Here is a 24847-nt window from a genome sequence, read left to right as displayed (position 1 = left end):
AGCCGGGTTCAGCGTCTGGGGCGAGAGGGGCGTGTGGCGCGCAGAACTTTGAACCGATAGTTGCTGGCGACACTGTCGACATGGGCAAAGCGCGTGGCCAACGTCGTCTCGTAGGGCAGATGGCGGTTGGCGACCATCCAGAGCGTACCGCTCGGAGTCAGACAGCGCGCGGCGGCTTCGATAAAGGCCTGCCCGATGCCGGGATCAGCGGCCCGACTGGTGTGGAACGGCGGGTTCATCACCACAGCGTCGACACGGTGATCGGGCGTCCATCGGGTTGCATCGGCCCAGTGGAACCGGGCGCGCGGGTCGGTGACGTTCAGGCGGGCACAGTCCAGTGCGATATGATCGGCTTCGACCAGATCCAGGGTTTCAAGCTTTGGGTCGGCCAGCAGATGCCGGGACAGGTAACCCCATCCGGCCCCCAGATCGGCAACGCGTTTGCCCAGTTGTTTCGGCAGGGTGTTGACCAGAAAGGCCGAGGCCGGGTCGATCCCGTCAGCGGAAAACACACCTGGGGCGGTATGAAACCCGTCAACGATCTGTGTTTCAGGCGGGCGCCAGTCTTGGAACATGTCGGGCGCGGCCGCGAGCCAGAAAATCTTGCCATGCGCTTTGGACACCGGGCCGCCGATGTCAGTGCGCTTGCGGATGTCTTTCAGGACGCTGTCGATGCCGTCGGTCTTGCCCCCATCAATGACAAGCGGGCCATCGGTGCAGGAGGCAGCCGTGTGTATGACAGCGCGGATCAGCGCCTTGGCGCGCGGCAGGCAAATGATCGATGCGGCGTAGGGACCTTCGGCGGCGGGTGTACAGTCGAACCCCTGCGCCGCGAACCCGTCATGGTCTGGTTTGAAGGGCTGGATGATCTGAACCCGGTCTTTAGGGAGGTCAGACAGATCCATATCCAGACGCGGATGAAACACGGCAATGCGCCCGTCTTCGGGCAGCACCAAGCCACCCTGCTCAAGGGCCAGAGACAAACGAGGCGACATAAGCGGCCCCTATTCCTCTTTTTCCATGGTGCACTGCAGGGGATGCTGGTGGCGCAGCGCGAAATCCATCACCTGCCCCACTTTGGTTTCCGCGATTTCGTGACTGAACACGCCAACCACCGCCACACCCTTTTTGTGAACGATCAGCATGATTTCAAAAGCCTGCGCGTGCGTCATGCCAAAGAATCGCTCTAACACGTGCACGACGAATTCCATCGGCGTGTAATCATCGTTCAGCAACAGCACCTTATACATCGGCGGTCGCTTGGTTTTTGGGCGTGTCTCCAACAGGATAGAGGCGTCGCCGTCGTCATCCGACTTGTTCGACATCATCAATGGATGTAGCAGCATCGCAGGTAGGTTCCGGTTATCACGGCTGGGTTGGTCTGCTGTATATATAACTTTCCAACTCGGATAGGAAAGGTGCCACGGGCAGGGAAATTATGGCCAGCAAAATCTCAACAATTGGTTTCGATGCCGATGACACCCTTTGGCACAACGAACGGTTCTTTAGATTGACGCAGGACCGCTTTGCCGAATTGCTGTCTGATTACACCAATTCCGACCATCTGGCCGACCGTCTGCTGGCCGCAGAAAAGCGCAATATCGGGCGGTATGGGTACGGCATCAAAGGGTTCACCCTGTCGATGATCGAAACCGCCATCGAGGTGACGGAAGAACGGGTTCCGGCGCGGGTCATTCAGGAGCTGATCGCGGCGGGGCAGGATATGCTGGCGCATCCGATCGAACTGTTGCCCCATGCGCAGGCCACCGTCGAGGCGGTGGCCGATACGCACCGGGTTGTGCTGATCACCAAAGGCGATCTGCTGGATCAGGAACGCAAGCTGGCCCAATCGGGACTGGGGGATTTGTTTGACGGGGTCGAAATCGTCTCTGAAAAAACGCCCGAGGTTTATGTCGACATCTTTGCGCGACATGGCGACGGGGCGACGCAGGGCATGATGATCGGAAATTCCATGCGCTCGGACGTGGTGCCGATGATCGAGGCGGGCGGATGGGGCATTTATGTGCCACATGGGCTGGTCTGGGAAATCGAACACGCTGCGGAACCTACCGGCGCGCGGCGATATCGCGAGATCGCCGATCTTGGCGGGGTGGCCGAGCTTTTGGAGCAGATCGAACACGCTTAACGTGTGTGACTGCCAATTTGAGTCGTTTCGGGCCGTGCCATTTTTCTGCCACAATCGCCTGTGTTGGGGGTTGGGGCCGACCTACCGCTAGATGTTGAAATTACGTCAGCGGAAAACCGTTCTGCACCTGTAATCACCGGGTTTATTTCGAGAATCCCCTGTGCTAGCGTGAAGTCAAATAAAAATGGCCAGCTGAAAAATCGGCGGCGTGAGGCAGACAGAGGCATATATCGTGAAGGTTCGGCGCAACAGCGGCCCGTCCCGTTTCGGGCTATTTATATTCACCGCTTTGTGGTTAGGCGTTTTCGCCCCATTGGGAGCTATGGCAGCCCCCTATGCAGCGTTGGTCATCGATGCGCGCACTGGAGAAGTTCTCCATTCGCGCAACGCAGACACCCAGCTTCACCCGGCATCCCTGACAAAAATGATGACGCTTTATATCGCCTTCGAGGCGATCAAGAATGGCGAAATCTCGCTTGATACGAAGGTGCGCATTTCGAAAAATGCCGCCGCCGAGCCGCCATCGGAGCTGGGTCTTCAGACCGGTCATCGCATCGCGTTTCGGTACCTGATCCGGGCCGCCGCCGTGAAATCGGCCAATGATGCGGCCACAGCCATTGGTGAAGCGATCAGCGGCAGCGAAGCCGCCTTTGCCCGCCGCATGACCCGGACAGCGCGGGCGTTGGGCATGACGCGGACGACGTTCAAGAACGCGCATGGCCTGACCGAAACCGGCCATATGTCGACCGCGCGGGACATGACCACCTTGGGGCGGCATCTGATTTACGACTATCCGCAGTATTATAATCTGTTCTCGCGGACATCGACACATGCGGGTCTGAAGACAGTGAGCAACACCAACCGGCGCCTTCTGGCGTCTTATGAAGGTGCCGATGGGATCAAGACCGGATACACCCGCGCGGCAGGGTCCAACCTGGTCGCATCCGCGAAACGCGGCAACGAGCGGATCATCGCGACGGTTTTTGGCGGCAAATCTTCGACTGCGCGCAATGCCAAGGTCGCCGAATTGCTGGATCTTGGGTTCCGACGTGCGCCATCGCGCGCATCGGTCAAGAAGCCATCGATCCCGGCCTATGTCGGAAACATCGACACGCAGCCCGGCCAGGCTGGGAAAACCATTCGCCTGGTGGGCGCGGTAAAGAAAAGCCTGCGCCCCAAGGCACGTCCTGGGGCAAGCCAGGTTGTTCTGGCCAACGCCGTTGCGCAGAATGCAGAAGACGATCAGGCCAAGCTTCAGGCCGGTATAACGGCCGCCTTCGCGCAGATCGACGACACGCAGTCGCCTGACGCCACCTTGCGCCCGGCCCCGCGTCCCGTAGGGGAAGTTGCGGAACAGACGCTCAGCGCAGCCGCCGAAGTCGTCAAACCGGAACCCGAGCAGGAAATCGTGACCCGGCTGTCTACATCCGGCGAACGGCACTGGGGTATCAATGTCGGGCGCTATACGAACCGGTTTCAGGCCGAGAAAGTCCTGCTGAGGACCGCGCTGGCCGAAATGGCGACGCTGGATGGCACTTTGCGGAAAGTGGTTCAGACGTCACGCGGGTTTGATGCCAATTTCATGGGGCTGACCGAAGAAAGCGCAGAACTGGCTTGTCGTCGGCTGAATGCCCGCAACGTGACCTGCAACCCGATCAACCCGTCCTAAGCATTTGGGGCGGGTCGCAGGTGCGCAAGGATGTCTGTGACCACGTCTTGGACCGGGCGATCTGAGCGGATCACGGTCCAGCTGATCGGGCCTGCATCGCGGTGCAGCTGACGTTCCAAAACCTCAACCGTCGCATCTGAAGGCCCGCCAACGCGGGCCTTTACGCGTTTGCGCAGGGTGTCCGGGCTGGCCTGCAGCAAGATACCGTAGACTTGGTGGCCAGCCTGTTGCAGGGTCTGGTCTATCGCGGCGCGGCGATCTGCTTTGTCAAAGACAGCATCGACAATCACAGGCGCGCCGGATGTCAGGATGGCAACCGCCCTGTCCGCCATCCGTTGGTAAACCTGATCGGACACATGCGGCGCATAAGCCGTGTCCGGCAGGCGCGTTTCGCTTGAGACGTTGAACAACGCTTTGCGGGTGCGGTCGCTTTCGACAATGCGCGCGCCGGGGGGCGGTGCGATGCGCGGGGCCAATGCTTCGGAAATCGTGGTCTTGCCGGTGCCGCTGAGCCCGCCGATCACCACGGATGTCGGGTGTTGCCGGGTCAGCAAGGATAGGGCCAGATCGTAATAGGCGCGCGCCTCGGCAATCTGGTCTTGGGAGTTGGTATCTTCAGACAGTGTGGCAGTGACATGGGACCGGACAGCGGCGCGCAGGGCCATCAGGAACGGCAGTAGGACAAAACCGTCATCGGTGCCGATGGCGTCGAAATAGCGGTTCGCTGTCAGGTTCGCGAGGTCGTGCAGGTCGCGGTGCCAGAGGTCCATCAGCAGGAACGCGAGATCATAGAGTACATCAATCGTGGCGATCTGGTCGTTGAATTCGATACAGTCGAACAGGGTCGGCTGGCCGTTGAACAGACAGATATTGCGCAGGTGCAGATCGCCGTGGCAACGGCGGATCGTGCCCTGGCTGGCGCGCTGGTTCAGCAGCATTTCGTGCCGGTCGAGCGCAGTTCGGAAGGCCGTGTCGAGGGTATCGATCTGGGTCTCGGAAAACACGCTGCTGGTGTGAAACCCGGCGCGGTTGATGTCGAGCACGCCTGCGAGGTTGTCGGCGCCGGTTCCGTCCTGCACCACGGGGGCGGCGGTGTGGAAGCGGGCGATTTCCCGGGCGACTGCGGTCATCAGATCGGGGGTCAGCTTGCCATGGGTTGCCAGATCATCAAACAGGCTGTCCTGATCGAAGCGCTGCATCTCGACCACGGCGTCGACCAGCCCCCCTGCCCCGTCGAATTCCAACCCTGATGCTGTGCGGGTGATGCGGCGCACGGCAAGGTACAGGCCCGGCGCGTGGGGGCCGTTCAGCACCAGTTCTTTTTCGCAGGCGGCCAGACGAATTTCAGGGGTCGAGAAATCGGCATAGGGCAGTTTGACGGCGCGTTTCAGTTTGTATACGCGCGTGCCGGCAAGGAATATCCGCGAGATGTGGGTGTCGATTTCTTCGACCGGGGCGTTGAACGTGGTCGGATCCGTCAGGAAGGCCGACACCTCGGTCTGGTCATCGCAGATCATGGGGAAGGCTCCTTTTTATCTGCGCGGTCCGGTCAGGGTTTGGGGTGATCGTCCCATTCGCTGCTGAGGATGCGGCGGGCGTCGCCTTCGGGGTCGTCATACTGATTGCTTTTCACCGTGTAGAGAAACGCCACAAGCCCGATGCCGCCAAGGATCAGTGAGATCGGGATCAGGTATGTCAGGACTTCCATGGGGTCACCTTAGTCGCAATGCGTTCAGAGATACGGTAATCGACGAGCTGGACATGGCCAATGCGGCAATCAGCGGCGTCGCTAAGCCCATGACCGCCAGCGGTACGGCAATGACGTTGTAAACGGTGGCGATGCGGAAGTTTTCGCGGATACGTTTGGTGGCGCGGATGGCGGTATCGCAGGCATCGGCGATGGGCGACAGATCCTGTCCCAGCAACACGATATCCGAGGCGACACGGGCGGCATCCAGCGCCGAGGCCGGAGAGATCGAGACATGGGCGGCGGCCAGCGCGGCGGTGTCGTTCAGGCCATCGCCGACCATCAGCACCTTGTGGCCCTTGTCGGCCAACTGCTGGATGCGGGTGGCTTTGTCTTGCGGCAGGGCCTCGGCGACCCATTTGGTGATTCCGAGGCGATTTGCGAGGGCTTCGACGGCGCCGGTGGTGTCGCCCGAGATCAGCAGGACGTCTTTGCCCGCCTGTTGCAGGTTGCGAACGGCTTCTTCAGCGCCGGGGCGCAGGGCATCGGTATAGAGGAACGCTTGTGGCACCTGGCCTGCGACGACAAGCCACGCGGCGGTTTGCGCGCCCTGATCGGCCCCGACCCATGCGGCGCGCCCCAGCCGGACGCGCAGACCGTTGACGTTTCCTTCGGTGCCGTATCCCGGGACTTCGATGATGTCCTGCACGGCGGCGGGTGTGATCCCGGCGTCGCGGGCGGCTTTTGTGAGGGCTTGCGAGAGCGGGTGCGAAGAGGCTTCGGCAAGCGCCAGCGCGATCTCAAGATCGGCGCGACTGAAATCGCCGAGATTGGTCAGGTCTGGCGTACCGGCGGTGAGCGTGCCGGTTTTGTCGAAGACGACGGTATCGACCTGCGCCAGACGTTCGAGCGCGGTCGCGTGCTTGATCAGCATGCCCTTTTTGAACAGGCGGCCCGAAGCGGCGGTGGTGACGGCGGGCACGGCAAGGCCCAGCGCGCAGGGGCATGTGATGATCAGGACAGCGGCGGCAATGTTAAGCGCGGTGCGCAGGTCGCCGGAATAGATGTACCAGCCAACAAAGCTGAGCGCGGAGAGGATATGCACGCCGGGGGCGTAAAGTTTCGCGGCGGAATCGGCGAGCGAGGTATAGCGCGAGCGCCCGCTTTCAGCGATGGCGACAAGGTCAGCCATGCGGTGCAGCGAGGTGTCTTCGCCCACGGCGGTGGCGCGGATGGTCAGGGGGCCGGTCAGATTGACCTCGCCCGCGCTGACGGTGATGCCGGGTTCGGCGAACACGGGCAGGGTTTCCCCGGTAAGCAAAGACCGGTCGAGTTCGGACTGGCCGGTGACGATTTCACCGTCCACGGGCATGCGGCCACCGGGGCGGACAAGGACCAGATCGCCGACTTGCAGAGTGGCGACGGCGACCTCTTGTTCGCCCGCATCGGTCAACAGGATCGCACGGGGGACTTCCAATGCGGCAAGTTCTTCGGCCGCCGAGCGCGCGACGGCGCGGGTGCGGTAATCAAGGTAACGGCCCGCCAGCAGGAAGAACGTAAGGGCCAGTGCCGCGTCGAAATAGGCGTGTTCGCCGGACAGCGTGGTTTCCCACAGCGAGGTGACCAGTGCCAGCACGATGGCCAGCACGATGGGCACGTCCATGTTCAATCGCCCGACCGACAGGGCCGACCATGCGCTTTTGAAGAAGGGCTGCGCTGAGAACGCGATGGCAGGAAGCGTGATCGCGGCGGAGATCCAGTGGAACATGTCGCGCGTGGCGTCGGTGGCCCCGGACCAGACCGAGACGGACAGCAGCATGACGTTCATCGAGGCAAAGCCCGCGACGGCAAGGCGCATCAGCAGGTCGCGGCCTGCCTTGTCGGTCTGGGTCGCCGAAAGGCTGCCCGCGTCGAGTTCATGCGCCTCGTACCCGGCGCCTTCAAGCACCGGAACAAGATCAGCCGCCGTCACGTCGGGGTCGGCTTCGATCATGGCGCGTTTCAGGGTCAGGTTGACCCGTGCACTGTGCACGCCGGGATGGGCGCTGAGTTCACGCTCGACCGTTGAGATACAGCCCTGACAGTGGATTGTCGGCAATGAGATCGCGATCTTTGCCTCGGTCGGGGTGTCTTCGACCGGGGTGGCCGGGGCAGCGATACAGCCGGGACAGGCCGCAGTCGGGGGGCGCATCTGGGCTGTCAAAGCCGGTTACCTTTTTACGTGCAGCACCACGCGCTGCACAAATTCGGTTCCGTCAAAGGCCTTGGCTTTCATCCGGATATTCCAGTTGCCTTCGCCCAGTTCGGCGGGGGCAACATAGGCGCGCCCGTCGAATTTGAAATCAGGGATGATGTCATCTTTCACATGCGTGGCCCGCCCGACGATGGCGTCAAGTTCGGCAACTTCGACCGGATTGCCGAATTCGCTGGTAATCGCAAGGATCACCAGACCACCGACCGCATCGGCCTGAACCGTCCAGCCCAAGGCCTGCTGAGCCGAGCGGCGTTCGTCGAATTCCTGACTGGCGACATAGCTGTTCTTTGCCTCCAGCCCCGGAAAGGTTTTGACGGCATTATAGGCCAGCGCCAGGTTGACCGTGATGATGATCCCGAAGGCGCCGACAAACAGCATCAGGGCGTGGCGGCCGGTAAATTCGCGTTCAGCCATGGATCAGTTCCCTTTTCCGTTAAAGGTCGAGTCCTTGTGGGCCCGTTCGCCATTGCCCAGATCTTCGACCCAGAACCGGAATGGCGTGGCTTCGGAGTTGGACGGGACCGAGCCCTTGGGTGACACCACGTATACACGCTGAAGTTTGGCCGTGTCAGCAGGGACCGGAACGGATTCGTAAGGTGTGCCTTCCAACTGGACCCGCAGGCTGGGGTCACCGGCAACCGACAGTTTGAACTGTCGCTCTTCACCGTGCTTGTTGCGCAGGCGAATGTCATAGGCGTTGCGGATCGACCCGTCAGACATGGTCACATAGGTCGGGTTGCGGATCGGGGCGACGGTCATGTCGATGTCCGAGCGGATGAACAGCGCAAACACGAGGCCAAAGCCGACAAGTGCCCAGAGCGTGGTATACATGATCGTGCGCGGGCGCAGGATGTGTTTCCAGATGTTCTTGGGCGGCTTACCGGCACGTTCATTCGCCTCGTCCGAGAGCGCCATATAGTCGATCAGACCGCGCGGCTTGCCGACCTTGGCCATCATGTCGTCACAGGCGTCGATACACAGCGCGCAGGTTATGCATTCAAGCTGCTGACCGTCGCGGATGTCGATACCAACCGGGCAGACGTTGACGCAGGCCATGCAGTCGATGCAATCGCCCAGTTCGGTGTCTTTGGTGCGTTTGCCTTTGCCGCGCGGCTCGCCCCGCCAGTCACGATAGCCAACAACCAGCGTGTCTTCGTCCATCATGGCAGCCTGAATACGCGGCCATGGGCAGGCGTAGATACAGATCTGTTCGCGGGCGAACCCGCCGAAAAACACGGTGAAAAACGCCAGAAGACCCATGGTTGTATAGGCAATGGGATGCGCCTGACCGGTGATCAGATCCATGAACAGCGTTGGCGCGTCGGCGAAATAGAACACCCACGCCCCGCCGGTTGCCAGACCGATCAGGAACCATACGACCCATTTGGTGACGCGCAGGCGCGCCTTGCGGAAATCGAGCTTTTTCTGGCGGTGCAGACGCAGGCGGGCGTTGCGGTCGCCTTCGATCCAGCGCTCAACCAGGATAAACAGATCGGTCCAGACGGTTTGCGGGCAGGCATAGCCGCACCAGACCCGACCCAGCGCCGAGGTGAACAGGAACAGGCCAAGACCCGCCATGATCAGAAGACCGGCAACGAAATAGAATTCGTGGGGCCAGATTTCGATCCAGAAGAAATAGAACCGGCGGTTGGCCAGATCCAGAAGCACCGCCTGATCCGGCAGGCTGGGGCCGCGATCCCAGCGAATCCAGGGCACCAGATAATAGATACCCAGCATGATCCCCATCAGGACCCATTTCATGTTGCGGAACTTGCCTGTCACCCGTTTCGGAAAGATAGGTTCCCTGGCGGCGTAGAGGCTGGGGGCGGGGTCGGATTCTGACACGGAATCACTCCGGTTGTTCATGATGCTTTCCGGCGTTGTCACAGATGCAGCCCTGACCCACTTTGATATGGGTCAAAAAGCGTATCGGAAAAGCATGTTTTCGCCGCGACGCGGGACTTTGTTGGAGTCCGCTGCTGTGCTAAAGTTCCGGCATAGTTTCATTTCATAGATTCTCATGCCGCGTGTTTTTTGCGGCACTAAAAGGCATAAAACCATGGAAAATAAAAACCTTGTGTCCGGTCTGGGCGGCCTGTCGGGCTATGGTGAATTCAGTCTTGAGAAGGAAACCCGCTACAATCAGCAATTTGCTCAAATTGACGTATCGTCAATTTTTCCCGACGGCTTCGTGATTGACGGCGAACTATATGATCCGCAGGATTTTTTCGTTTCAACGCATGGCTTTGTGCAGTTCGGCGACGACAACTTTGATTACGAGTACATCTATAGCAACATACTGTTTTTCGGCTTTGCCTATGAGGAAGAAGTGTTCTCGATGCGGCCTGGCGATATGCCCTGGATCGCGCCGTATAACTTCAACACGGAACATTTCGCGTCACGAGACATCCAAAACGCCGGCACAGTTCATGTCGATCTGGATACGGCAAGCGACACGGTGACCGTGACCTGGGACCGGCTTCGCTACGAAGACCGGACGTATTGGCCGACGTTCAGTTTTCAGCTTCAGATGACCGCTGTGAGCGACAGCGAGATGAAAATCACGTTCCGGTATGGCGATATGGAATATGACGATCTGATGACGTGGGCTTTGATCGGTGCAGATTTGGGATCGCAGTCGTTTGATGATCAACTTGAACAATACACGACCCCCGAGGCGCTTGACGAAGAGGTCGGCAACAGCGGGTTGTCAGGCGTGTGGGAATATACGGTTTCGATCCTTCCGGTGCTGGGCACGGGCGCAGATGACGATCTTGTCGGGACAGAGACGGCTGACACGATCTTTGCGTACCAGGGGGATGACACCGTTTTTGGCCTGAGCGGGAACGATACGATTTTCGGCGGGCTTGGTGTCGATTTTCTGGACGGTGATGACGGCAACGACTGGATCTCGGGCGGCGGTGGGGCTGACACGATGATTGGCGGCGATGGCAAGGATGAGATGTTCGGAGACGCTGGCAACGACACCATGCACGGACGCATCGGCGACGACATGATGTATGGAGGTGCCGGGAACGACGTGATGACGGGTGGCGGTGGCTATGACATGATGCAAGGCGGCGATGGCTTTGACACCATTTCAGGCAAAGATGGCAATGACGATATCGAAGGCAATGACGGGGCCGATACGTTGTACGGCGACGCCGGGAACGACACGATTAACGGTGGCCTGAACAACGATATGCTCTTTGGCGGCGATAATGACGACCTGCTGATCGGAAATGCTGGCGATGACAGCCTGTCTGGCGGGGCCCACCGCGATAAACTGTATGGTGGTGATGGAAATGACACCTTGCGAGGCGATGCCGGGGCCGACCTGCTGAATGGCGGATCGGGGGCCGACGTGTTCCTGTTTGACAGCGGCAAAGACCTGATCGTCGATTTTGAGGTTGGGATCGACAGCGTCCAGATCAATCTGGATCTGGTTGGCGGCGCGCCAGTGGGTCTTGGTGCGCTTTGGTTAACGGCTGAGGTTGTCGGAGCTGACACCGTTTTCGACTTCGGCGATGGCAACACATTGACGTTCCAGGGGATTGCAGCACCCGCGCTGCTGGCCGGGCTGATCGAATTCTTCTGATCAGGGGTCGACCAGCCCAGTGTCACGCATTCCGGTGGCGGCCTGTTTGACGACATCGGCCACCTGCATCAGCTGATCGGCCAGCGGGCTGGTGCGGCGCCAGATCATGCCGACGGTGCGCTTTGGTGCGGGGTTGGGAAACCGGGCGACGGACACTTCGGCGGATCGGGTTTCGACCCGGACGGCCATATCCGGGATCAGCGTCACGCCGATCCCGGCACCGACCATCTGCACGAGGGTCGAGAGTGAGCTGGCATCCAAACCGTCGCGCTGCAGCGCGGATTGGAAATTGCAGAACGACAGCGCCTGATCGCGAAAACAGTGCCCCTCTTCCAGCAGCAAGAGACGCATTTCCTGCAGGGCATCCGGGTCGGGTGTGGGGCGGTTCTGATCGGCCTGAGGCCGGACGAGTACAAATTCTTCGTCAAACAGGGCGACTTCGGCAAAGGCCGGTTCCGAAATCGGAAGGGCAACGATTGCCGTGTCCAGACGGCCCTCGGTCAGTTCCTGCAACAGGCGCGAGGTCAGGGTTTCGCGAACGTGGATATCCAGACCCGCATTCATATGGGTCAGGTTGGCGATCACGGTGGGCAATAGATAAGGCGCGATTGTGGGGATCACGCCGATGCGCAACCGTCCGACCAGCCCGCCCTGTGCTGCGCGGGCCAGATCGCCCAGTTCATCCACCGACCGCAGGATGTCGCGCACGCGGGTCAAGAACTGTTCGCCCAGTGCCGTCAGACGGACCTGCCGCGCGCCGCGTTCGAACAGCTTGGCGCCCAGGTCGGCCTCCATCTCTTTGATCTGCACGGACAGGGCCGGTTGCGAGATCGAACAGGCCGAGGCCGCCTGACCAAAGTGGCCGTGCCGGGCCAGTGCTTCGAAATAACGTAGCTGTTTGAATGTGACATTCTTCATAACCTCAAGTTATCGAAGCAATCAGAAAATACAACTTATCTATATCGATTTTGTTTGTTAGAATGATTCCAGAGGAGGAGTCGGGAGTCGCCCCGCGATGCGCCGATTTCAGAATAAAAGGCATGAAAACAGATCATTGGCGCGCATCGACCGAGTCTTTGCCAAGCGCGGGTCTGAAGCAGACGACGATTTTAACACATCCACCCATGACGACATCAGGGAGACTGAAAATGGACGGTAACGATATGGACGGATCGGGCAAGTGCCCGGTCATGCACGGCGCGGTGAACTTTGGCATCCGCTCGAACCGCGATTGGTGGCCTAATCAGCTGAACCTGAAGATTTTGGCCCAGAATTCGACCAAGAGCGATCCGATGGGCGCGGATTTTGACTATGCCGAAGCGTTCAAGTCGCTGGACCTTGAGGCGATCAAGGCAGACCTTTTTGCTCTGATGACCGAAAGCCAGGACTGGTGGCCTGCGGATTATGGTCACTATGGCGGGCTGTTCATCCGGATGGCGTGGCACAGCGCGGGCACCTATCGCATGGGCGACGGGCGTGGTGGCGCGGGCACCGGTCAGCAGCGCTTTGCGCCGCTGAATTCCTGGCCCGACAATGGTAACCTTGATAAAGCGCGCCGCCTGTTGTGGCCGATCAAGCAGAAATACGGCAACAAGATCTCGTGGGCCGACCTGATGATTTTGGCGGGCAATTGCGCCATTGAATCGATGGGTGGTCCGGTCTTTGGCTTTGGCGGCGGTCGTGCCGACGTCTGGGAACCCGAAGAAGACGTGTACTGGGGCGCCGAGGCCGAATGGCTGGCGACCAGCGACAAGGACAACAGCCGCTATTCCGGTGATCGCGATCTGGAAAACCCGCTGGCCGCTGTGCAGATGGGTCTGATCTATGTGAACCCCGAAGGCCCGGATGGCGAACCCGATGCGCTGGCGTCTGGTCGTGACATCCGCGAAACCTTTGCCCGGATGGCGATGAACGACGAAGAAACCGTCGCACTGGTCGCCGGTGGTCACACGTTCGGAAAGGCGCATGGCGCGGGCGATCCGGCGCTGGTCGGGCCTGAGCCGGAAGCGGCCCCTCTGGAAGCGATGGGTCTGGGCTGGATCAACGGTCATGGCACCGGTAAGGGCGATGATACAACCACCAGTGGCATCGAAGGCGCGTGGACGGCCCACCCGACAACATGGGACAACGGCTATTTCGATCTGCTGCTGGGCTATGACTGGAACCTGACCAAGAGCCCCGCTGGCGCGTGGATCTGGGAGCCGGTGAATGTCACCGAAGAGGATATGGCCCCGCAGGCGCATGACCCGTCGAAAAAGGTCAAGACCATGATGACCACCGCCGATATGGCGATGCGCATGGATCCGATTTATGGCCCGATTTCAAAGCGGTTCCATGAAAACCCTGCCGAGTTCGCCGACGCCTTTGCCCGCGCGTGGTTCAAGCTGACGCACCGCGATATGGGACCAAAGCCGCGCTATCTGGGGGCCGACGTTCCGGCCGAAGACCTGATCTGGCAGGATCCGATCCCCGCCGTGAACCATCCGCTGGTCGATGCGGCGGGTGTTGCGGACCTGAAAGCGAAACTGCTGGCCTCGGGTCTGTCGGTTTCGGAACTGGTGCAGACGGCCTGGGCCTCGGCGTCGACCTATCGTGGGTCGGACATGCGGGGCGGTGCCAATGGCGCACGTATCCGTCTGGCGCCTCAGAACGGATGGGAAGCGAACCAGCCCGAGCAACTGGCAAAAGTGCTGGGTGTTCTGGAGGGGATCCAAAGTGCGGCTGCCGACAGTGGGACAACCGTGTCGCTCGCCGACCTGATCGTTCTGGGTGGCTGTGCTGCCATCGAGAAAGCGGCCAAGGACGCCGGTCACGACATCACCGTGCCGTTCACGCCGGGCCGCATGGATGCGTCAGCGGAAGAGACCGATGCCGAGTCGTTCGATGTGCTTGAGCCGATGGCCGACGGGTTCCGCAACTATCAGAAAGCGGAATACACGATCTCGTCCGAGGAACTGCTGATCGACAAGGCGCAGCTTTTGGGTCTGACGGCCCCTGAGATGACCGTTCTTGTTGGCGGCATGCGGGTGTTGGGCGGCAACCATGGCGGATCGACGCATGGTGTGTTCACCGATGCGCCGGGCACGCTGAGCAACGACTTCTTCGCCAACATTCTGGATATGGGCACATCGTGGACCGCATCCGACAGCGAAGCAGGCGTGTACGAAGGCCGTGCCGGTGGCGCCGTCAAGTGGACCGGCACCCGGGTTGATCTGTTGTTCGGATCGAATTCTCAGCTGCGCGCGATTGCCGAGGTCTATGGACAGGAAGATGGCAAGGACAAGTTCGTGTCCGACTTTGTCGCCGCCTGGACCAAGGTCATGGACGCCGACCGGTTCGACGTCGCCTGATGACAACATGGCGCCCGCAGCGATGCGGGCGCCGTTTTTTCACGCAATCAGCCGCTTTCAGGGCTATGATTGCGTGAATTCCTGCGCATAGTGCGGGAATGAAACTTGATAACCCACACCGACAGTCAGGCCCGGTTGATGCCGGATTTCGTATCACCGCAGATCGCCCGATGGCGCTGCTTGCGGCCTGTCCGGCCTATGCAGCGACCCCGTTGGTCGACGCAAGCGCGTTGGCAGAGCGTCTGGGATTGGCCAGACTTTGGATCAAGGACGAAACCAGCCGCATGCGGTTGGGGAGCTTCAAGGCCCTGGGCGGAGCCTTTGCGGTGGCCCAGATCCTGATAGACCGTTCTGGCGAAACGGACCCGACTTCGGCAAAGGCGCAGGCGGTGGCCGGGGATCTGACCATCATCACGGCCAGTGCCGGAAATCATGGGCTGTCTGTTGCTGCCGGGGCCAAGGTATTTGGAACGCAGGCAAAGATTGTTCTGTCTTCGACCGTGCCCGAAAGCTTTGCCGACCGGATCCGCGCGACCGGTGCGGGCGTAGTCAGGGTGGACGGGACCTATGAGGACAGCGTGGCCGAGGCTGCGCGTCTGGCCGACGTCAATGGCTGGATCCATCTGGCTGACGGATCTTGGGAGGGGTACACCGAAGCCCCCGCTTTGGTGATGGAAGGGTATACCGTTCTGGCGGAAGAATGCCGTCAGGCCTTTGCAGCAGACGGTGTCTGGCCGACGCATGTGTATTTGCAGGCTGGTGTTGGCGGTCTGGCTGCCGGGGTGGCGGCGCATATTCGCGCCTTCTGGGATGAGCAACCGCAGATCATCGTGGTTGAACCCGATGCCGCGCCGTGTCTGCTGACCAGCGTTGAGGCCGGTAAACTGACCAACGCGCCGGGACCGGATTCGAACATGGGGCGGTTGGACTGCAAGGATGCGTCTTTGCTGGCTTATGACGTCCTCAGATCTGCGGCTGACCGGTTCGTGACGATTTCGGATGCGCAGGCAACTGCGGCCACGGACAGCATGGCAGACGCCGGGGTTGCGTCGACGCCCAGCGGAACGGCCGGGTTGGCTGCGCTGATTGATGAACCTCCTGCAGAAGGTCGTGTGTTGCTGATTGCATCGGAAATCGCAGAAACCGGATAGCGGGCTATTTCGCGATCTCGGCGGCGGCGCGCATGAGGGATTGCAGGACCGGCGTATAGGGTTCCTGATGCACGGCGATCAGGCCGACGGTTGGCACCAACCCACCTTCGGCAATTGGCACAACGGAAAGATCGTGGCCCACTGACAGGAACCGGGCCAGATCGGTCGGCAGCACGGTGACAAACCCGCCTTCGATAACATTTGAGACCAGAACGATGGTCGAATTGGATTCAATCAGCGTTTTGGGTTCAAGCCCGGCTTCCATCAGGTTTCGGTTGATGATCCGCCGGTTCTGCATGTCCGGGGTCAGCAGGCACAGGCGCAGGCCGCCAAGGTCCTGCCACTGCACGTTTTTGCGTTTTGCGTAAGCGTGATCGGGCGGGCAGAGCAGCGCGTAGTGTTCGGAGTACAGCCCGACGCTGGCCATGCGGCCCAGGGGTTCGTTATCGAGATAGGTGATCCCGGCATCCGCATCGAGGTTTTCCAGCATCGCCAGAAGGTCAACAGACGACCGCGATAGGATCGAAAAGCTGACATTGGGGTGCTTGGCACTGAACCGCGAGGTCAGCCGCGCGGCCCAGGTGAGCGCCGTCGGGATCACTGCAAGACGGACATGGCCGGCAAGACCTTCCTGTGAATACCGCATTTCTTCGCGCAGTTTTCGGGTGTCGCCAACGATCTGTCGCGCCCAGACCAGGGCGCGCTGCCCTTCGGGCGTCAACCCGCCATAGCGCGACCCGCGTTGCACCAGTTTCACGCCCAGTTGCCCCTCAAGCTGGCGGATACCGGTCGACAGGGTTGGTTGGGTGATCCCCATGCTTTCAGCGGCACGGCCAAAATGCTGCTCTTTGGCGAGCGCGAGCAGCATTTCAAGTTTGGCGATCATGGTTTTCTCTGGCTTTGAGTGGTTTCAATAGGCAATCCCTATCAAACCTCGCCCCATTCGCCAACTCAGGCTTTTATCCGTGGAATTTACGCCCGCCGCCCCGCGATGCGCGGCGTTCGCCCAGAACGGTTTCCAGTGGCACAACCTCGCGCCCGTTCAGGCGGCAAGCCAAACCAAAGGCACGCTCCAAAGCATGCGCAATGGTGCCGTCCACCTGCCCGCTTTCGTCTTCGAAATCGTCACGGTTTAGCCCCAGTTTGAGGATCGGCAGCAGGGTCGAAAAGCGGGCAAAGAACATCGTCCCGGCCACGAACTGATCGCGGGCCAACGCGTCTTCGAAATCAACACCAAGCCGCTTGGTCAGCGCCGACAGGTGGGTCTGGTTTTCGACAAGGTGGTCCGTCAGCGGCAGAATGTGGGATTCCGGCCCGGTCATGCCAAAACTCGGCGAGCTGTCAAACGCCGTTACAATCCGGTCAAGGTTCTGACGGTTCAGGAACGGCCCAAACAGTTCCTTGCGCCACATATCTCCGTCGGAGCGGTGCAGGCTTTTCTTGGTGTGCAGCTTGAGCAGGTACTTGTGACCGTCCAGCTGGATCTGCTGAACGTTGTTCAAAAACGGCAGAACATCGCGGCCATGGTTTTCGCTGGGCAGGATCGTCGCATCCAGACCGGCGGCTTCGGTGATCTTGCGCACCCCGTCGACATTTGTCTCGGGGCAGGTGACATACAAAGGATATGACAGGCTTTCATTCACCATCATCTCGATCATCTCTTCGAAGACGTCGAGATAATAGGCGTGGATCAGAATGGCCGCCGATCCGCTGTGCCCGCCCGCCCGGGCGCGCCGTGTTTCGGGTGCCCCTGTAACGGGTGCAAGGCCACGATGTCTGGCGTTTTCAATCGCTTGCAGCCATGATCGCCCGAACGCGTTGTCAGGTTCAAGATGCGCGCCGCAGGACCAGTTGTTCCATGCGTTGACAAAAATCAGCCGTTCATCGCCGATCATACCCAGATCAAGTTCGTCGATCGCGGTTTGCAGCCAGGCTTGAAAGGTTGCCGGGTTTTGTTCCAGCAGAACCCGGTGTGACAGGCGGCGGCGCGGCGTGTCATCCCAACCGGTGCAGACACCGGGGAACTGAACATAGGGCGGGATCGCGGCCCTGAACGCGCCAACGGCGACGTCGCGATAGTCTTCCATCTTGATGTTTGTCGCCCGGAACGCTTTCGTGCCGCGCTTTGAGGCCTGCACGTCAAGCCCTTGTGGGGCATCCTGAATGACGCTGTCGAACCCAAAGTCATTCGGGTCTTTGCCAAAGGCATCAGAGGTGGTGTCCGGGCTGAGCATCGCAAGATGAACGTCGACAAAACCCGCGTCGCGAAAGGCCTGACGCGCGTGTGCCGCAAACGCCGTGGCATCGGGAAGGTGATCAATGCCCGACACGGCAAACAGCGGCAGGCCGCCAACCGTGATGCAGCCGTCAACCGAAGCTGCGGCAATGGCATCCTGCAGAACTGCATCGACGGTTTTTGTGTCAAAGCTTTGCTGGGGCGGCGAAAAGCCTTTTTCGATCGGGTCGACGACCCCGTCAAGGCCCTGTGTATCCCAGCACAAAGCGTGCTGGACGCCCTGAAATTTTCCGGCAATCAGTTGTTCAAAGGTCTGTCCCAGAATCCGCTGGCCATCGATGTTGTAATACCGAAGCAGAAAGCCATCGACACCATACCGCCGGGCCATGGCGGTCTGTTTTTGCAGAACCTCGTCCATGCGGCTGTCATAAAAGCCCAGATCACGCGGGACATGTGGTTGATAGTGCCCGACAAAATCCGGATGCGTCTTGGAGACAAAGAACCAGTCGGTGGTCCCCTGCCCGTTGAACTTCTGAACCACGTCGTCGGGGCTGAAATGCGGGAAGAAATGCGCGATGACGCGCAGGTGCAGATCTTTTTCGATGGTGTCTGAGAAGTCTTCCAGAATACGGTGCGACACTTTGTAATCCCGGAACGGGGCCACCATGCCTGAGCGGTTCTTGACCTGCGCTGCGCCGACAAGCCGGATTTGGCCTCCGCCCTGACGCAAGCGCATCGACAGGTCGACCGGGTGGCCGTCCTGAAGGTCGGTCCAGAGACTTTCGCCGGTCTGATCCAACGCGTCCCGCGCGATCAGAAGCGCCGTCGACGGAGCCCATGGAACCGCCCTGTCGCGCGCCCACGGACAGGCGTCAGGCGACATGCCCTGCCCGACCAGTTTCGCCGTCCCGTTGGCCTGAACCATCCCACCCGCAGTCACAAGCGTGCCTTGCGACGTCACGATCAGCGGTGCTGTGGCAACAGTATCGGGCCGGGCGGTCAGATCAGTGACCAGTGCGGCAATCGCATCGGATGTGATCTCGGCCCCTGCCGATACCAGCAAAACAGCAGGTGCGCCTGTTTTGAGCGGCGTTGAGTCGTTCTGAAACGCCAGTCCGATCCCGCCGACCTTGTCGGCAAGCTTGCGGGCGGTTTCGGCCTCTTCATCGCTTTGGTCGAACAGGACGGTCACGGACACGCCCTTGTGCCCGTTCGTTTCAAGCCCGCTCAGGTCGGGGGCTGCTTTGACCAGCGCGCCCACGGTGCGCATCAGGGGCAAGAGTTTGCCGGTGCCATGCACCAGAATTTCGACAGCCGGGTTTGGATTTACGGTAAAGCCGCCCGACAGAACCCGCCTGTCACGGCTGCCGCGTTCGCCAGCACCCCGACCAATTGCGGGTCCATCCGGGGTTTCGAAGTCGCGCAGGCTTTGTACCCGGCGGGTCAGCGCGACAGACGACATTGTTCGCGCACGTCGATAGGCTTCGCTGTATTTTTCCGGCTCGGGCTCGAAGACGAAATTGACCTTGGCCTGTTCGACCCGCCGGTTGCGGATGCCTTCCGGCGTGTCGACCACCCCATCGAGACGGGGGGCATGTCGTGCGAAACGCCCCCAGCGCAGGAAGTGGTACAACGGGTGATCGATCTGATGTGCGCCGGTTGAATAGTTTTCCTGATACCAGCCTGGATCGAAATCCGGGGTTGGACTGCGCAAATCTGCATCGCCAACCTGAATGAAGTGGATCAGGGCCCCCATCGCATCGCGCGGGACGTCGGGATAGGTTTCGCGATAGTGATCAAGGTCGATCCAGCGCGACGGCGACAGATCTAGAGCAGCGCCACGCAAAACGTAGTCGAAGAATGCAGATTTCAGACGCGACGCGCCGGTCGCGGCCCTGCGGTAGAACGCGAGATCCAGAAAGGGCGTGGTGCTGATCAGATTGCTTTCGAAGATCGAAAAAAAGATCTGCGGCGTCAGAGGGCGTTCGAAGATATCCGGTCGGCTGAAACGCATCCATTCGAAAGACAGCAACGGATGGGGATCGATCTCGAGGTGAATGCCATGCTGAAGAAAATGTTCGAGCAGGTTTTCATCAGGATCGGCCAGATTGGCGCTTGAGCGATAGAATTCGGGTTCGATGATCGGGAACACATCCCGCTGCACCTCGGGAGTGGACATCCCGTAAAGATCCAGAAATTCGACCGGCAAGACGGTCTCAACACCCCAATGCGCGGCAACGCGATTGGTCGGAAACAGATCCGTTCCCAGATAGTGCTCGATGAAGTCCACCGCCGTTTTAGAAAACGGAAGCGCTCCGGTCGTGTGTGTGAGTTTCAATTCCACGGTTACTTGAGTGTCTGATGCCACAGATTAACGTCTTCTGAACTGCCTTCACACGGCGCACGCCATTCGCGCAACCCTGTTTCGACGTAATGCCCCTTTGCATCGGGGTATTCGCCATCGGCAATCGCCAGGCTGACGTCAGGATAGGTAGCCAGATACCAATCTTCCGTGAAGCTTTTCGGCACACCCATACGGCGCTCGAAAAACCCGTAATTCGCAAAGTGGTACGTGGCATTTGGCAGGTCGCCACGCGCCACCGCCTCTTCGATGTCAGGATAGGTTTCGAAATAGGTAAGTTCATCAATGCCGACAGACGTGATGATGCGCTTCATCAAAGCCAGCAGGACTGTATCATAATCACTCTGCTCGCCTTCGCGGGCCTGGTTGGCCAGGTCCAGCGCCGGGAATTTTGCCAAAAATGCTTCTGCGGGTGGGAAATATTTAATCATGGTATGTGTCAGATTCTGGTTAGACCGTTAATAATGAAGGAAGATTACAGCTTTGACTTGGTCATGTTTCCAATCGCCAGTCAACAAGGAGAAGCCCCATCACCCGGTTATCATCCCCTTCGGGTGACCAAGGTTTGAGGGTTCGCAAAGAGATGTCGCACACGCCGGTTTCGAGATAGTTTTCGGGCAAAGGTTGATCGACTTCGATCCACTGTTCGATTGCTGCTTCTTCGGTTCTCAGCAATATATCTGCCCCGATCCGGATGAGCATGCTGTTCTTTTGCCGGGTGCACCCCGGGTTGAAGGCCCGCACGATCAGACGTGACGATTTTTCAGGCGATTGAAAGCGCGCGCGCAAATATGGGGAACACCAGTCGTCTTCCCACCAATCGCCGCAGATGATTTCTGCGCCAGCCTGATCCTGGCTTTCAGAGGGTGTATCAGGTTCTGATTTGTCCTGGGGTGACACGGTTTCAAGCTTCCCAATATTCACACGTTAAGAAGGAATTTCGTTCAACTTTTCCATCAGCCTCAAGCCTACAGCACGGTGCGATACCTCTGTCAACAAACGGCCCCTGGCGACGTCAGCGGCACGGCCATTTGCAGCATCCTCGCTCCAAAAAGCGACAGTTTTACGCACGTATTGTTCCGCAAGCTGGTCCAGATCCACATCCTGGCTGGCGGGACCGCCCAGCGACACTTGAAAGGGCAAATCGCCATCTGCTGATGTGCCCATGGCCAACACCGGCCGCCCCAGCCACTGGGCCCGGCCCAATGACTTGGCAACGCGTAAAAACGTATCAAAGGACACGACGCAATCGGCAGTATTCAGAAGGCTGTCGGCCAGATAGTCGTCTTCGGTCAGGTCGTGATAAGAAATTCTTGGATCGTCCGGAAAGTCGGGCATGTCCGGCTGCATGGCCGGTGAGATGATGGCAATCCGCAGGTCTCCGGAGGTATCGGCCTGCAACAGCGCCTTAACATAGGCTTCGTTGATGCCATCGACGCCGGGACTGAAAAATTCGTCCGCATCAAACGGAAGAACCACAACACGGGCCGAATCTGGCAGGCCAAAATGATGGCGTGGCAAATAGGCCTGTTCTGCGGCTTCAAAACTGCGCCCGATCCACTGGGCCTCGACGCGACCGCGACGAAGCTCTTCGACCACCCACCGGGACAGTCCCCAAACGGCGTCAAAGCGGCGCAGCACTTCCAAGGATTCAACATCTTCCGGGTCAGGGGCCAGATCGACCACGGCAATCGTCTTGTGATCGCTGTTCAAGTATTCTTCGGGATCGACATCGCGCACAAAGACCAGTCTGGTCCCCAGATCAGGCGAAAATGTTTCAGCGTCCCGGGCATGATCGACGTCATCGAGACGGTTCACCATCCGGTTACGGGAGTCGTCGTAGATCAGCGCATTGAACCCGACCTGCGACAATGCTTTCGTCATCGAGCGAACGACGGCAGAGTGGCCCCCTGCGCGAAACGCAGCGCCGACCGAGACGATGGTATGAGAAGGTATGGACGTCACTGCTGAATAATCGGTCTAATCGGTTCTAATCACTTCTATTCTGCATTCTGCCCTGCCGCAACACATTCACAGCTTGGCGGTACACTTACTATGACGATCTACACGATACCGAAACAAGGTCAACTGCGGCATGTTGCGTGAAAGTGACCGAAATTGTGTCACGACCTCGGGGTAATGCTGGTTTTCCGCTTGTAATTCGGGCGCGACTATGGCCTGTGCCCCTAAACAAAAGGGGTGGCGCATGGTGCGGCGCCTGCGTTTCAAACGGCGTTGAGTGACCTTCGATATGCTCAAAACAATGCGCCCTGAAGAACACTTTGCGGAGCGGCGTGCGCGACATCGTTTCTAAGTCTGGCCAGCAAGACATTGGTCAGGCGACACAGCAAAGAGAGCCGGCATTCACGTGACAGCCCCTGAGGGTAGCGGAATTGCCTGAAAAATGACCTGTCTTGCGTGACGAACGCAGTATATTGCGCTAGACGTGGTTGAACGAAAAAAGAAGCGAGTTTGCCGTATGGGCCGCCTAATTCTCCATATCGGAGCCCACAAAACAGCCACCAGCTATATTCAGGATGTCCTTGCACTAAATGAAGAGCTGCTGGCGTCGCGTGACGTAGTCTATCCGAACATCTGGCCAAACAACGCGCATCACGTGCTGACTGCGCCATGGCGCCCGGAAATCACCGAAACCACGGGGTTTACGCCCGAGGATGCAGACCGGTGGTATGCAAAGCTGGTACGTGACCATGGCAAGAGCGACCGTACTGTCATTTTGAGCGCGGAGCCGTATTCGCGCTGCGCCCAGGGCGAAACCGATTTCTCGGAACTGGCGGCACGGGTTGAAGGCTTTGACGAAGTGGTCATCGTCTATGTCCTGCGCCAGCAGTGGGAATTGCTGCAATCACTGTATTTGCAGTTCACCACAGACTGGCGTCGGCCGCCGCGTTTTGAAATGATGTTGGCGAACGCGATGAAAGAGCCGCGTGTCGCAGGTGTCCCGCTGGATCATGAATGGGTCATCGACCATGCGATGAAGGGCTTTGGCCAGGAAAACATCCATTTTGCCAGCTATGAAAAGATCAAGGACACGCCGGCCGGCGTTCTGACGCCTTTCATTGATCTTCTGGGATGGGATGCGTTGCCGGAAGGCTTTGTGCCGCATAAGCGCAGCAATGTTTCGGCCGATCCGCTGGCGACGTTTGTCGCCCACCGATTGAACGTCAACGTTGCGCCGAAAGCTGGCGACATCCAGCGCATTCGCAAGGTCATGGATCTGGCCTTTGGTGCCGGAACGCGCAGCGCTGTGTTCAACAAAGACGAAGCCGAGGCGTTGGATGCGCGGTATCGTGCATCGAACCAGGCGGTCTTTGACCGGCTTGGCGGCCATTCAAAATGGCTGACCAACGTGCCGTTCACCTGGAAAGACGGAACAATCGAGCGCAAGCAAATTGACGACGATTTCCTGTATCTGCTCTGTCGACGCCTTCTTGCGCAAGTGGACCGCAACGCGGCTGCCGCAAAACCTGAAGGCTGATTGGCCGCTGACGGCAAGCTCACTGAAACAAAGAAGGCCCCGGTTGTTGACCGGGGCCCTTTTTTCTTGTGTTAGTCTTTCGAAACCAGCCGGGGGAGCCTTAGGTTCTCGGGCTCTTCCAGATAGGCGGTTTTGACAATGTCGACATAGGAATCGACGGCTGCTTCGGCGAAGGCTTCGGAATCGTCGAAATCCAGCGGATCCGGTTCTTTTTTGACTTCGATCCGGAAGTTTTCGCCATCCCAGTTGGTGCCCAGGCTGTAAAGCGCGGCTTTGCTGTGCCATGTCAGCGTCGTAAAGCCCACGCCGATATCGACTTCGGAGTCGAAAATCGGACGCCGCACCAATTCGCCATTGCGCCCGTCCGGGTGCAATTCGATCATCACCTGACGCTTGCGAATGTCCTTGATCAGCTTCAGGAACGCCGTTGGATCGGCATCCGACGCCTTGAAGACGATATCGTCACCAATGGGTTCCGCCGCACCGCTTTTGGTGATGTGAACCCGCGGGAGCGTGACCAGATCCTTGGCGGCCTTGTTCAGCCAGTGATAGCCCTGATGGATGCCGATAAAGGAAATCGACCGGCCCTGATCAACTTTGTCCAGAACTTCGCTCATGTCCGGCATGATGACCCGTTCTTTGAGCTGCTGCGCGATGGCCAGAACCTGTTCCGCATGCGGCTGGTCCGGGTTTCGGTAAGCCGACGCCGATCCGAAGGTTCGGATAAACCGCACGAAGCGATAGAAGTTATGCCCCCAACGCAGACGGCGCAGGAACATCTCGTGTTCCTCGTCGGTGGTGCCATATCCGGGGTGGAAGTCCAAAAGCTGCTGATACCGTGTTTGGAACGCTTCCAGCGATGGGGCGTAGTCTTTGGCAAAATCCACGTCCATCA

The 24847-nt window shown here is 59.3% G+C and carries 20 protein-coding genes; 6 read left to right on the top strand and 14 right to left on the bottom strand.

Features of this window, described 5'->3' with window-relative positions:
• Nucleotides 1-8 precede the first annotated feature (8 nt).
• Together FOY56_RS10615 and clpS are read right to left on the bottom strand one after the other, a co-directional pair.
• Nucleotides 9-995, bottom strand: coding sequence for a class I SAM-dependent methyltransferase (locus FOY56_RS10615; RefSeq protein WP_146345819.1), 987 nt, complete (start codon nt 993-995; stop codon nt 9-11).
• 9 nt (nt 996-1004) lie between these two features.
• Nucleotides 1005-1346: an ATP-dependent Clp protease adapter ClpS gene (gene clpS, locus FOY56_RS10610; RefSeq protein ID WP_146345818.1), complete on the bottom strand. Its 342-nt coding sequence runs from the start codon at nt 1344-1346 to the stop codon at nt 1005-1007.
• Nucleotides 1347-1438: 92 nt separating this feature from the next.
• On the opposite strand from clpS, the gene FOY56_RS10605 reads away from it, so the two are divergent.
• Nucleotides 1439-2146 (top strand): HAD family hydrolase, encoded by a 708-nt coding sequence (locus tag FOY56_RS10605; RefSeq protein ID WP_146345817.1) that lies wholly within the window; start codon nt 1439-1441, stop codon nt 2144-2146.
• Between the two features lie 232 nt (nt 2147-2378).
• Nucleotides 2379-3815: a D-alanyl-D-alanine carboxypeptidase family protein gene (locus FOY56_RS10600; RefSeq protein WP_342779792.1), complete on the top strand. Its 1437-nt coding sequence runs from the start codon at nt 2379-2381 to the stop codon at nt 3813-3815.
• Here FOY56_RS10600 and FOY56_RS10595 read toward each other — a convergent pair.
• The 5 genes from FOY56_RS10595 to ccoG are packed head-to-tail and all read right to left on the bottom strand — an operon-like array spanning nt 3812 to nt 9601.
• A complete protein-coding gene (locus FOY56_RS10595; protein WP_146345815.1) occupies nt 3812-5332 on the bottom strand; it encodes a bifunctional aminoglycoside phosphotransferase/ATP-binding protein in 1521 nt (506 codons plus the stop codon). The two genes, FOY56_RS10600 and FOY56_RS10595, sit on opposite strands and share 4 nt — an antisense overlap.
• Nucleotides 5333-5364: 32 nt before the next feature.
• Nucleotides 5365-5523, bottom strand: a complete 159-nt coding sequence (ccoS, locus tag FOY56_RS10590) for a cbb3-type cytochrome oxidase assembly protein CcoS (protein WP_146345814.1) — start codon at nt 5521-5523, stop codon at nt 5365-5367.
• 4 nt (nt 5524-5527) lie between these two features.
• Nucleotides 5528-7705 (bottom strand): heavy metal translocating P-type ATPase, encoded by a 2178-nt coding sequence (locus FOY56_RS10585; RefSeq protein ID WP_146345813.1) that lies wholly within the window; start codon nt 7703-7705, stop codon nt 5528-5530.
• 6 nt (nt 7706-7711) lie between these two features.
• A complete protein-coding gene (locus FOY56_RS10580; RefSeq protein WP_146345812.1) occupies nt 7712-8170 on the bottom strand; it encodes a FixH family protein in 459 nt (152 codons plus the stop codon).
• A gap of 3 nt (nt 8171-8173) precedes the next feature.
• Nucleotides 8174-9601: a cytochrome c oxidase accessory protein CcoG gene (gene ccoG, locus FOY56_RS10575; protein ID WP_146346025.1), complete on the bottom strand. Its 1428-nt coding sequence runs from the start codon at nt 9599-9601 to the stop codon at nt 8174-8176.
• Nucleotides 9602-9815: 214 nt separating this feature from the next.
• On the opposite strand from ccoG, the gene FOY56_RS10570 reads away from it, so the two are divergent.
• The gene (locus FOY56_RS10570; protein WP_186766306.1) at nt 9816-11354 is read left to right on the top strand and encodes a calcium-binding protein; all 1539 of its coding nucleotides are present in this window, start codon (nt 9816-9818) and stop codon (nt 11352-11354) included.
• On the opposite strand, the gene FOY56_RS10565 is transcribed toward FOY56_RS10570, so the two are convergent.
• Entirely contained in the window at nt 11355-12272 is a 918-nt protein-coding gene (locus FOY56_RS10565) for a hydrogen peroxide-inducible genes activator (protein WP_146345810.1), read from the bottom strand.
• Nucleotides 12273-12502: 230 nt separating this feature from the next.
• Between FOY56_RS10565 and katG the strand changes: the two genes are divergently transcribed.
• Together katG and FOY56_RS10555 are read left to right on the top strand one after the other, a co-directional pair.
• Nucleotides 12503-14704 (top strand): catalase/peroxidase HPI, encoded by a 2202-nt coding sequence (katG, locus tag FOY56_RS10560; RefSeq protein WP_146345809.1) that lies wholly within the window; start codon nt 12503-12505, stop codon nt 14702-14704.
• Between the two features lie 98 nt (nt 14705-14802).
• Nucleotides 14803-15855, top strand: coding sequence for a diaminopropionate ammonia-lyase (locus FOY56_RS10555; protein WP_146345808.1), 1053 nt, complete (start codon nt 14803-14805; stop codon nt 15853-15855).
• A gap of 4 nt (nt 15856-15859) precedes the next feature.
• Here FOY56_RS10555 and FOY56_RS10550 read toward each other — a convergent pair whose 3' ends face one another.
• From FOY56_RS10550 to FOY56_RS10530, 5 genes are all read right to left on the bottom strand, one after another.
• Nucleotides 15860-16741, bottom strand: coding sequence for a LysR family transcriptional regulator (locus FOY56_RS10550; protein ID WP_146345807.1), 882 nt, complete (start codon nt 16739-16741; stop codon nt 15860-15862).
• 73 nt (nt 16742-16814) lie between these two features.
• Nucleotides 16815-20459, bottom strand: a complete 3645-nt coding sequence (locus FOY56_RS10545) for a glycoside hydrolase family 99-like domain-containing protein (protein WP_146345806.1) — start codon at nt 20457-20459, stop codon at nt 16815-16817.
• A complete protein-coding gene (locus tag FOY56_RS10540) occupies nt 20438-20884 on the bottom strand; it encodes a hypothetical protein (RefSeq protein WP_146345805.1) in 447 nt (148 codons plus the stop codon). Before FOY56_RS10540 ends, FOY56_RS10545 begins: the two co-directional genes overlap by 22 nt.
• Before the next feature lie 61 nt (nt 20885-20945).
• Entirely contained in the window at nt 20946-21353 is a 408-nt protein-coding gene (locus FOY56_RS10535; RefSeq protein WP_146345804.1) for a hypothetical protein, read from the bottom strand.
• A 27-nt stretch (nt 21354-21380) separates the two neighbouring features.
• Nucleotides 21381-22337 carry a hypothetical protein gene (locus tag FOY56_RS10530; protein ID WP_146345803.1) on the bottom strand — a complete coding sequence of 319 codons (957 nt, stop codon included), beginning with the start codon at nt 22335-22337 and terminating at the stop codon, nt 21381-21383.
• 595 nt (nt 22338-22932) lie between these two features.
• Here FOY56_RS10530 and FOY56_RS10525 point away from each other — a divergent pair.
• The gene (locus FOY56_RS10525; RefSeq protein WP_146345802.1) at nt 22933-23952 is read left to right on the top strand and encodes a hypothetical protein; all 1020 of its coding nucleotides are present in this window, start codon (nt 22933-22935) and stop codon (nt 23950-23952) included.
• A 71-nt stretch (nt 23953-24023) separates the two neighbouring features.
• Here the strand turns inward: FOY56_RS10525 and FOY56_RS10520 are convergent, their stop codons facing one another.
• Nucleotides 24024-24839 carry a hypothetical protein gene (locus FOY56_RS10520; protein ID WP_146345801.1) on the bottom strand — a complete coding sequence of 272 codons (816 nt, stop codon included), beginning with the start codon at nt 24837-24839 and terminating at the stop codon, nt 24024-24026.
• Nucleotides 24840-24847 lie beyond the last annotated feature (8 nt).

It is taken from the genome of Falsiphaeobacter marinintestinus, from assembly GCF_007923355.1.
Taxonomy (GTDB): Bacteria; Pseudomonadota; Alphaproteobacteria; order Rhodobacterales; family Rhodobacteraceae; genus Phaeobacter_A; species Phaeobacter_A marinintestinus.
This window is presented reverse-complemented; position numbering and strand designations above follow the sequence as displayed.

Excerpts from the sequence above, each read along its gene's own strand:
- clpS (WP_146345818.1), bottom strand. The coding sequence starts at position 1,346 with ATGCTGCTACATCCATTGATGATGTCGAACAAGTCGGATGACGACGGC.
- FOY56_RS10555 (WP_146345808.1), top strand. The coding sequence starts at position 14,803 with ATGAAACTTGATAACCCACACCGACAGTCAGGCCCGGTTGATGCCGGA.
- FOY56_RS10565 (WP_146345810.1), bottom strand. The coding sequence starts at position 12,272 with ATGAAGAATGTCACATTCAAACAGCTACGTTATTTCGAAGCACTGGCC.
- ccoS (WP_146345814.1), bottom strand. The coding sequence starts at position 5,523 with ATGGAAGTCCTGACATACCTGATCCCGATCTCACTGATCCTTGGCGGC.
- FOY56_RS10595 (WP_146345815.1), bottom strand. The coding sequence starts at position 5,332 with ATGATCTGCGATGACCAGACCGAGGTGTCGGCCTTCCTGACGGATCCG.
- FOY56_RS10570 (WP_186766306.1), top strand. The coding sequence starts at position 9,816 with ATGGAAAATAAAAACCTTGTGTCCGGTCTGGGCGGCCTGTCGGGCTAT.
- FOY56_RS10530 (WP_146345803.1), bottom strand. The coding sequence starts at position 22,337 with ATGACGAAAGCATTGTCGCAGGTCGGGTTCAATGCGCTGATCTACGAC.
- FOY56_RS10550 (WP_146345807.1), bottom strand. The coding sequence starts at position 16,741 with ATGATCGCCAAACTTGAAATGCTGCTCGCGCTCGCCAAAGAGCAGCAT.
- FOY56_RS10525 (WP_146345802.1), top strand. The coding sequence starts at position 22,933 with ATGGGCCGCCTAATTCTCCATATCGGAGCCCACAAAACAGCCACCAGC.
- katG (WP_146345809.1), top strand. The coding sequence starts at position 12,503 with ATGGACGGTAACGATATGGACGGATCGGGCAAGTGCCCGGTCATGCAC.
- FOY56_RS10605 (WP_146345817.1), top strand. The coding sequence starts at position 1,439 with ATGGCCAGCAAAATCTCAACAATTGGTTTCGATGCCGATGACACCCTT.
- FOY56_RS10615 (WP_146345819.1), bottom strand. The coding sequence starts at position 995 with ATGTCGCCTCGTTTGTCTCTGGCCCTTGAGCAGGGTGGCTTGGTGCTG.
- FOY56_RS10580 (WP_146345812.1), bottom strand. The coding sequence starts at position 8,170 with ATGGCTGAACGCGAATTTACCGGCCGCCACGCCCTGATGCTGTTTGTC.
- FOY56_RS10540 (WP_146345805.1), bottom strand. The coding sequence starts at position 20,884 with ATGATTAAATATTTCCCACCCGCAGAAGCATTTTTGGCAAAATTCCCG.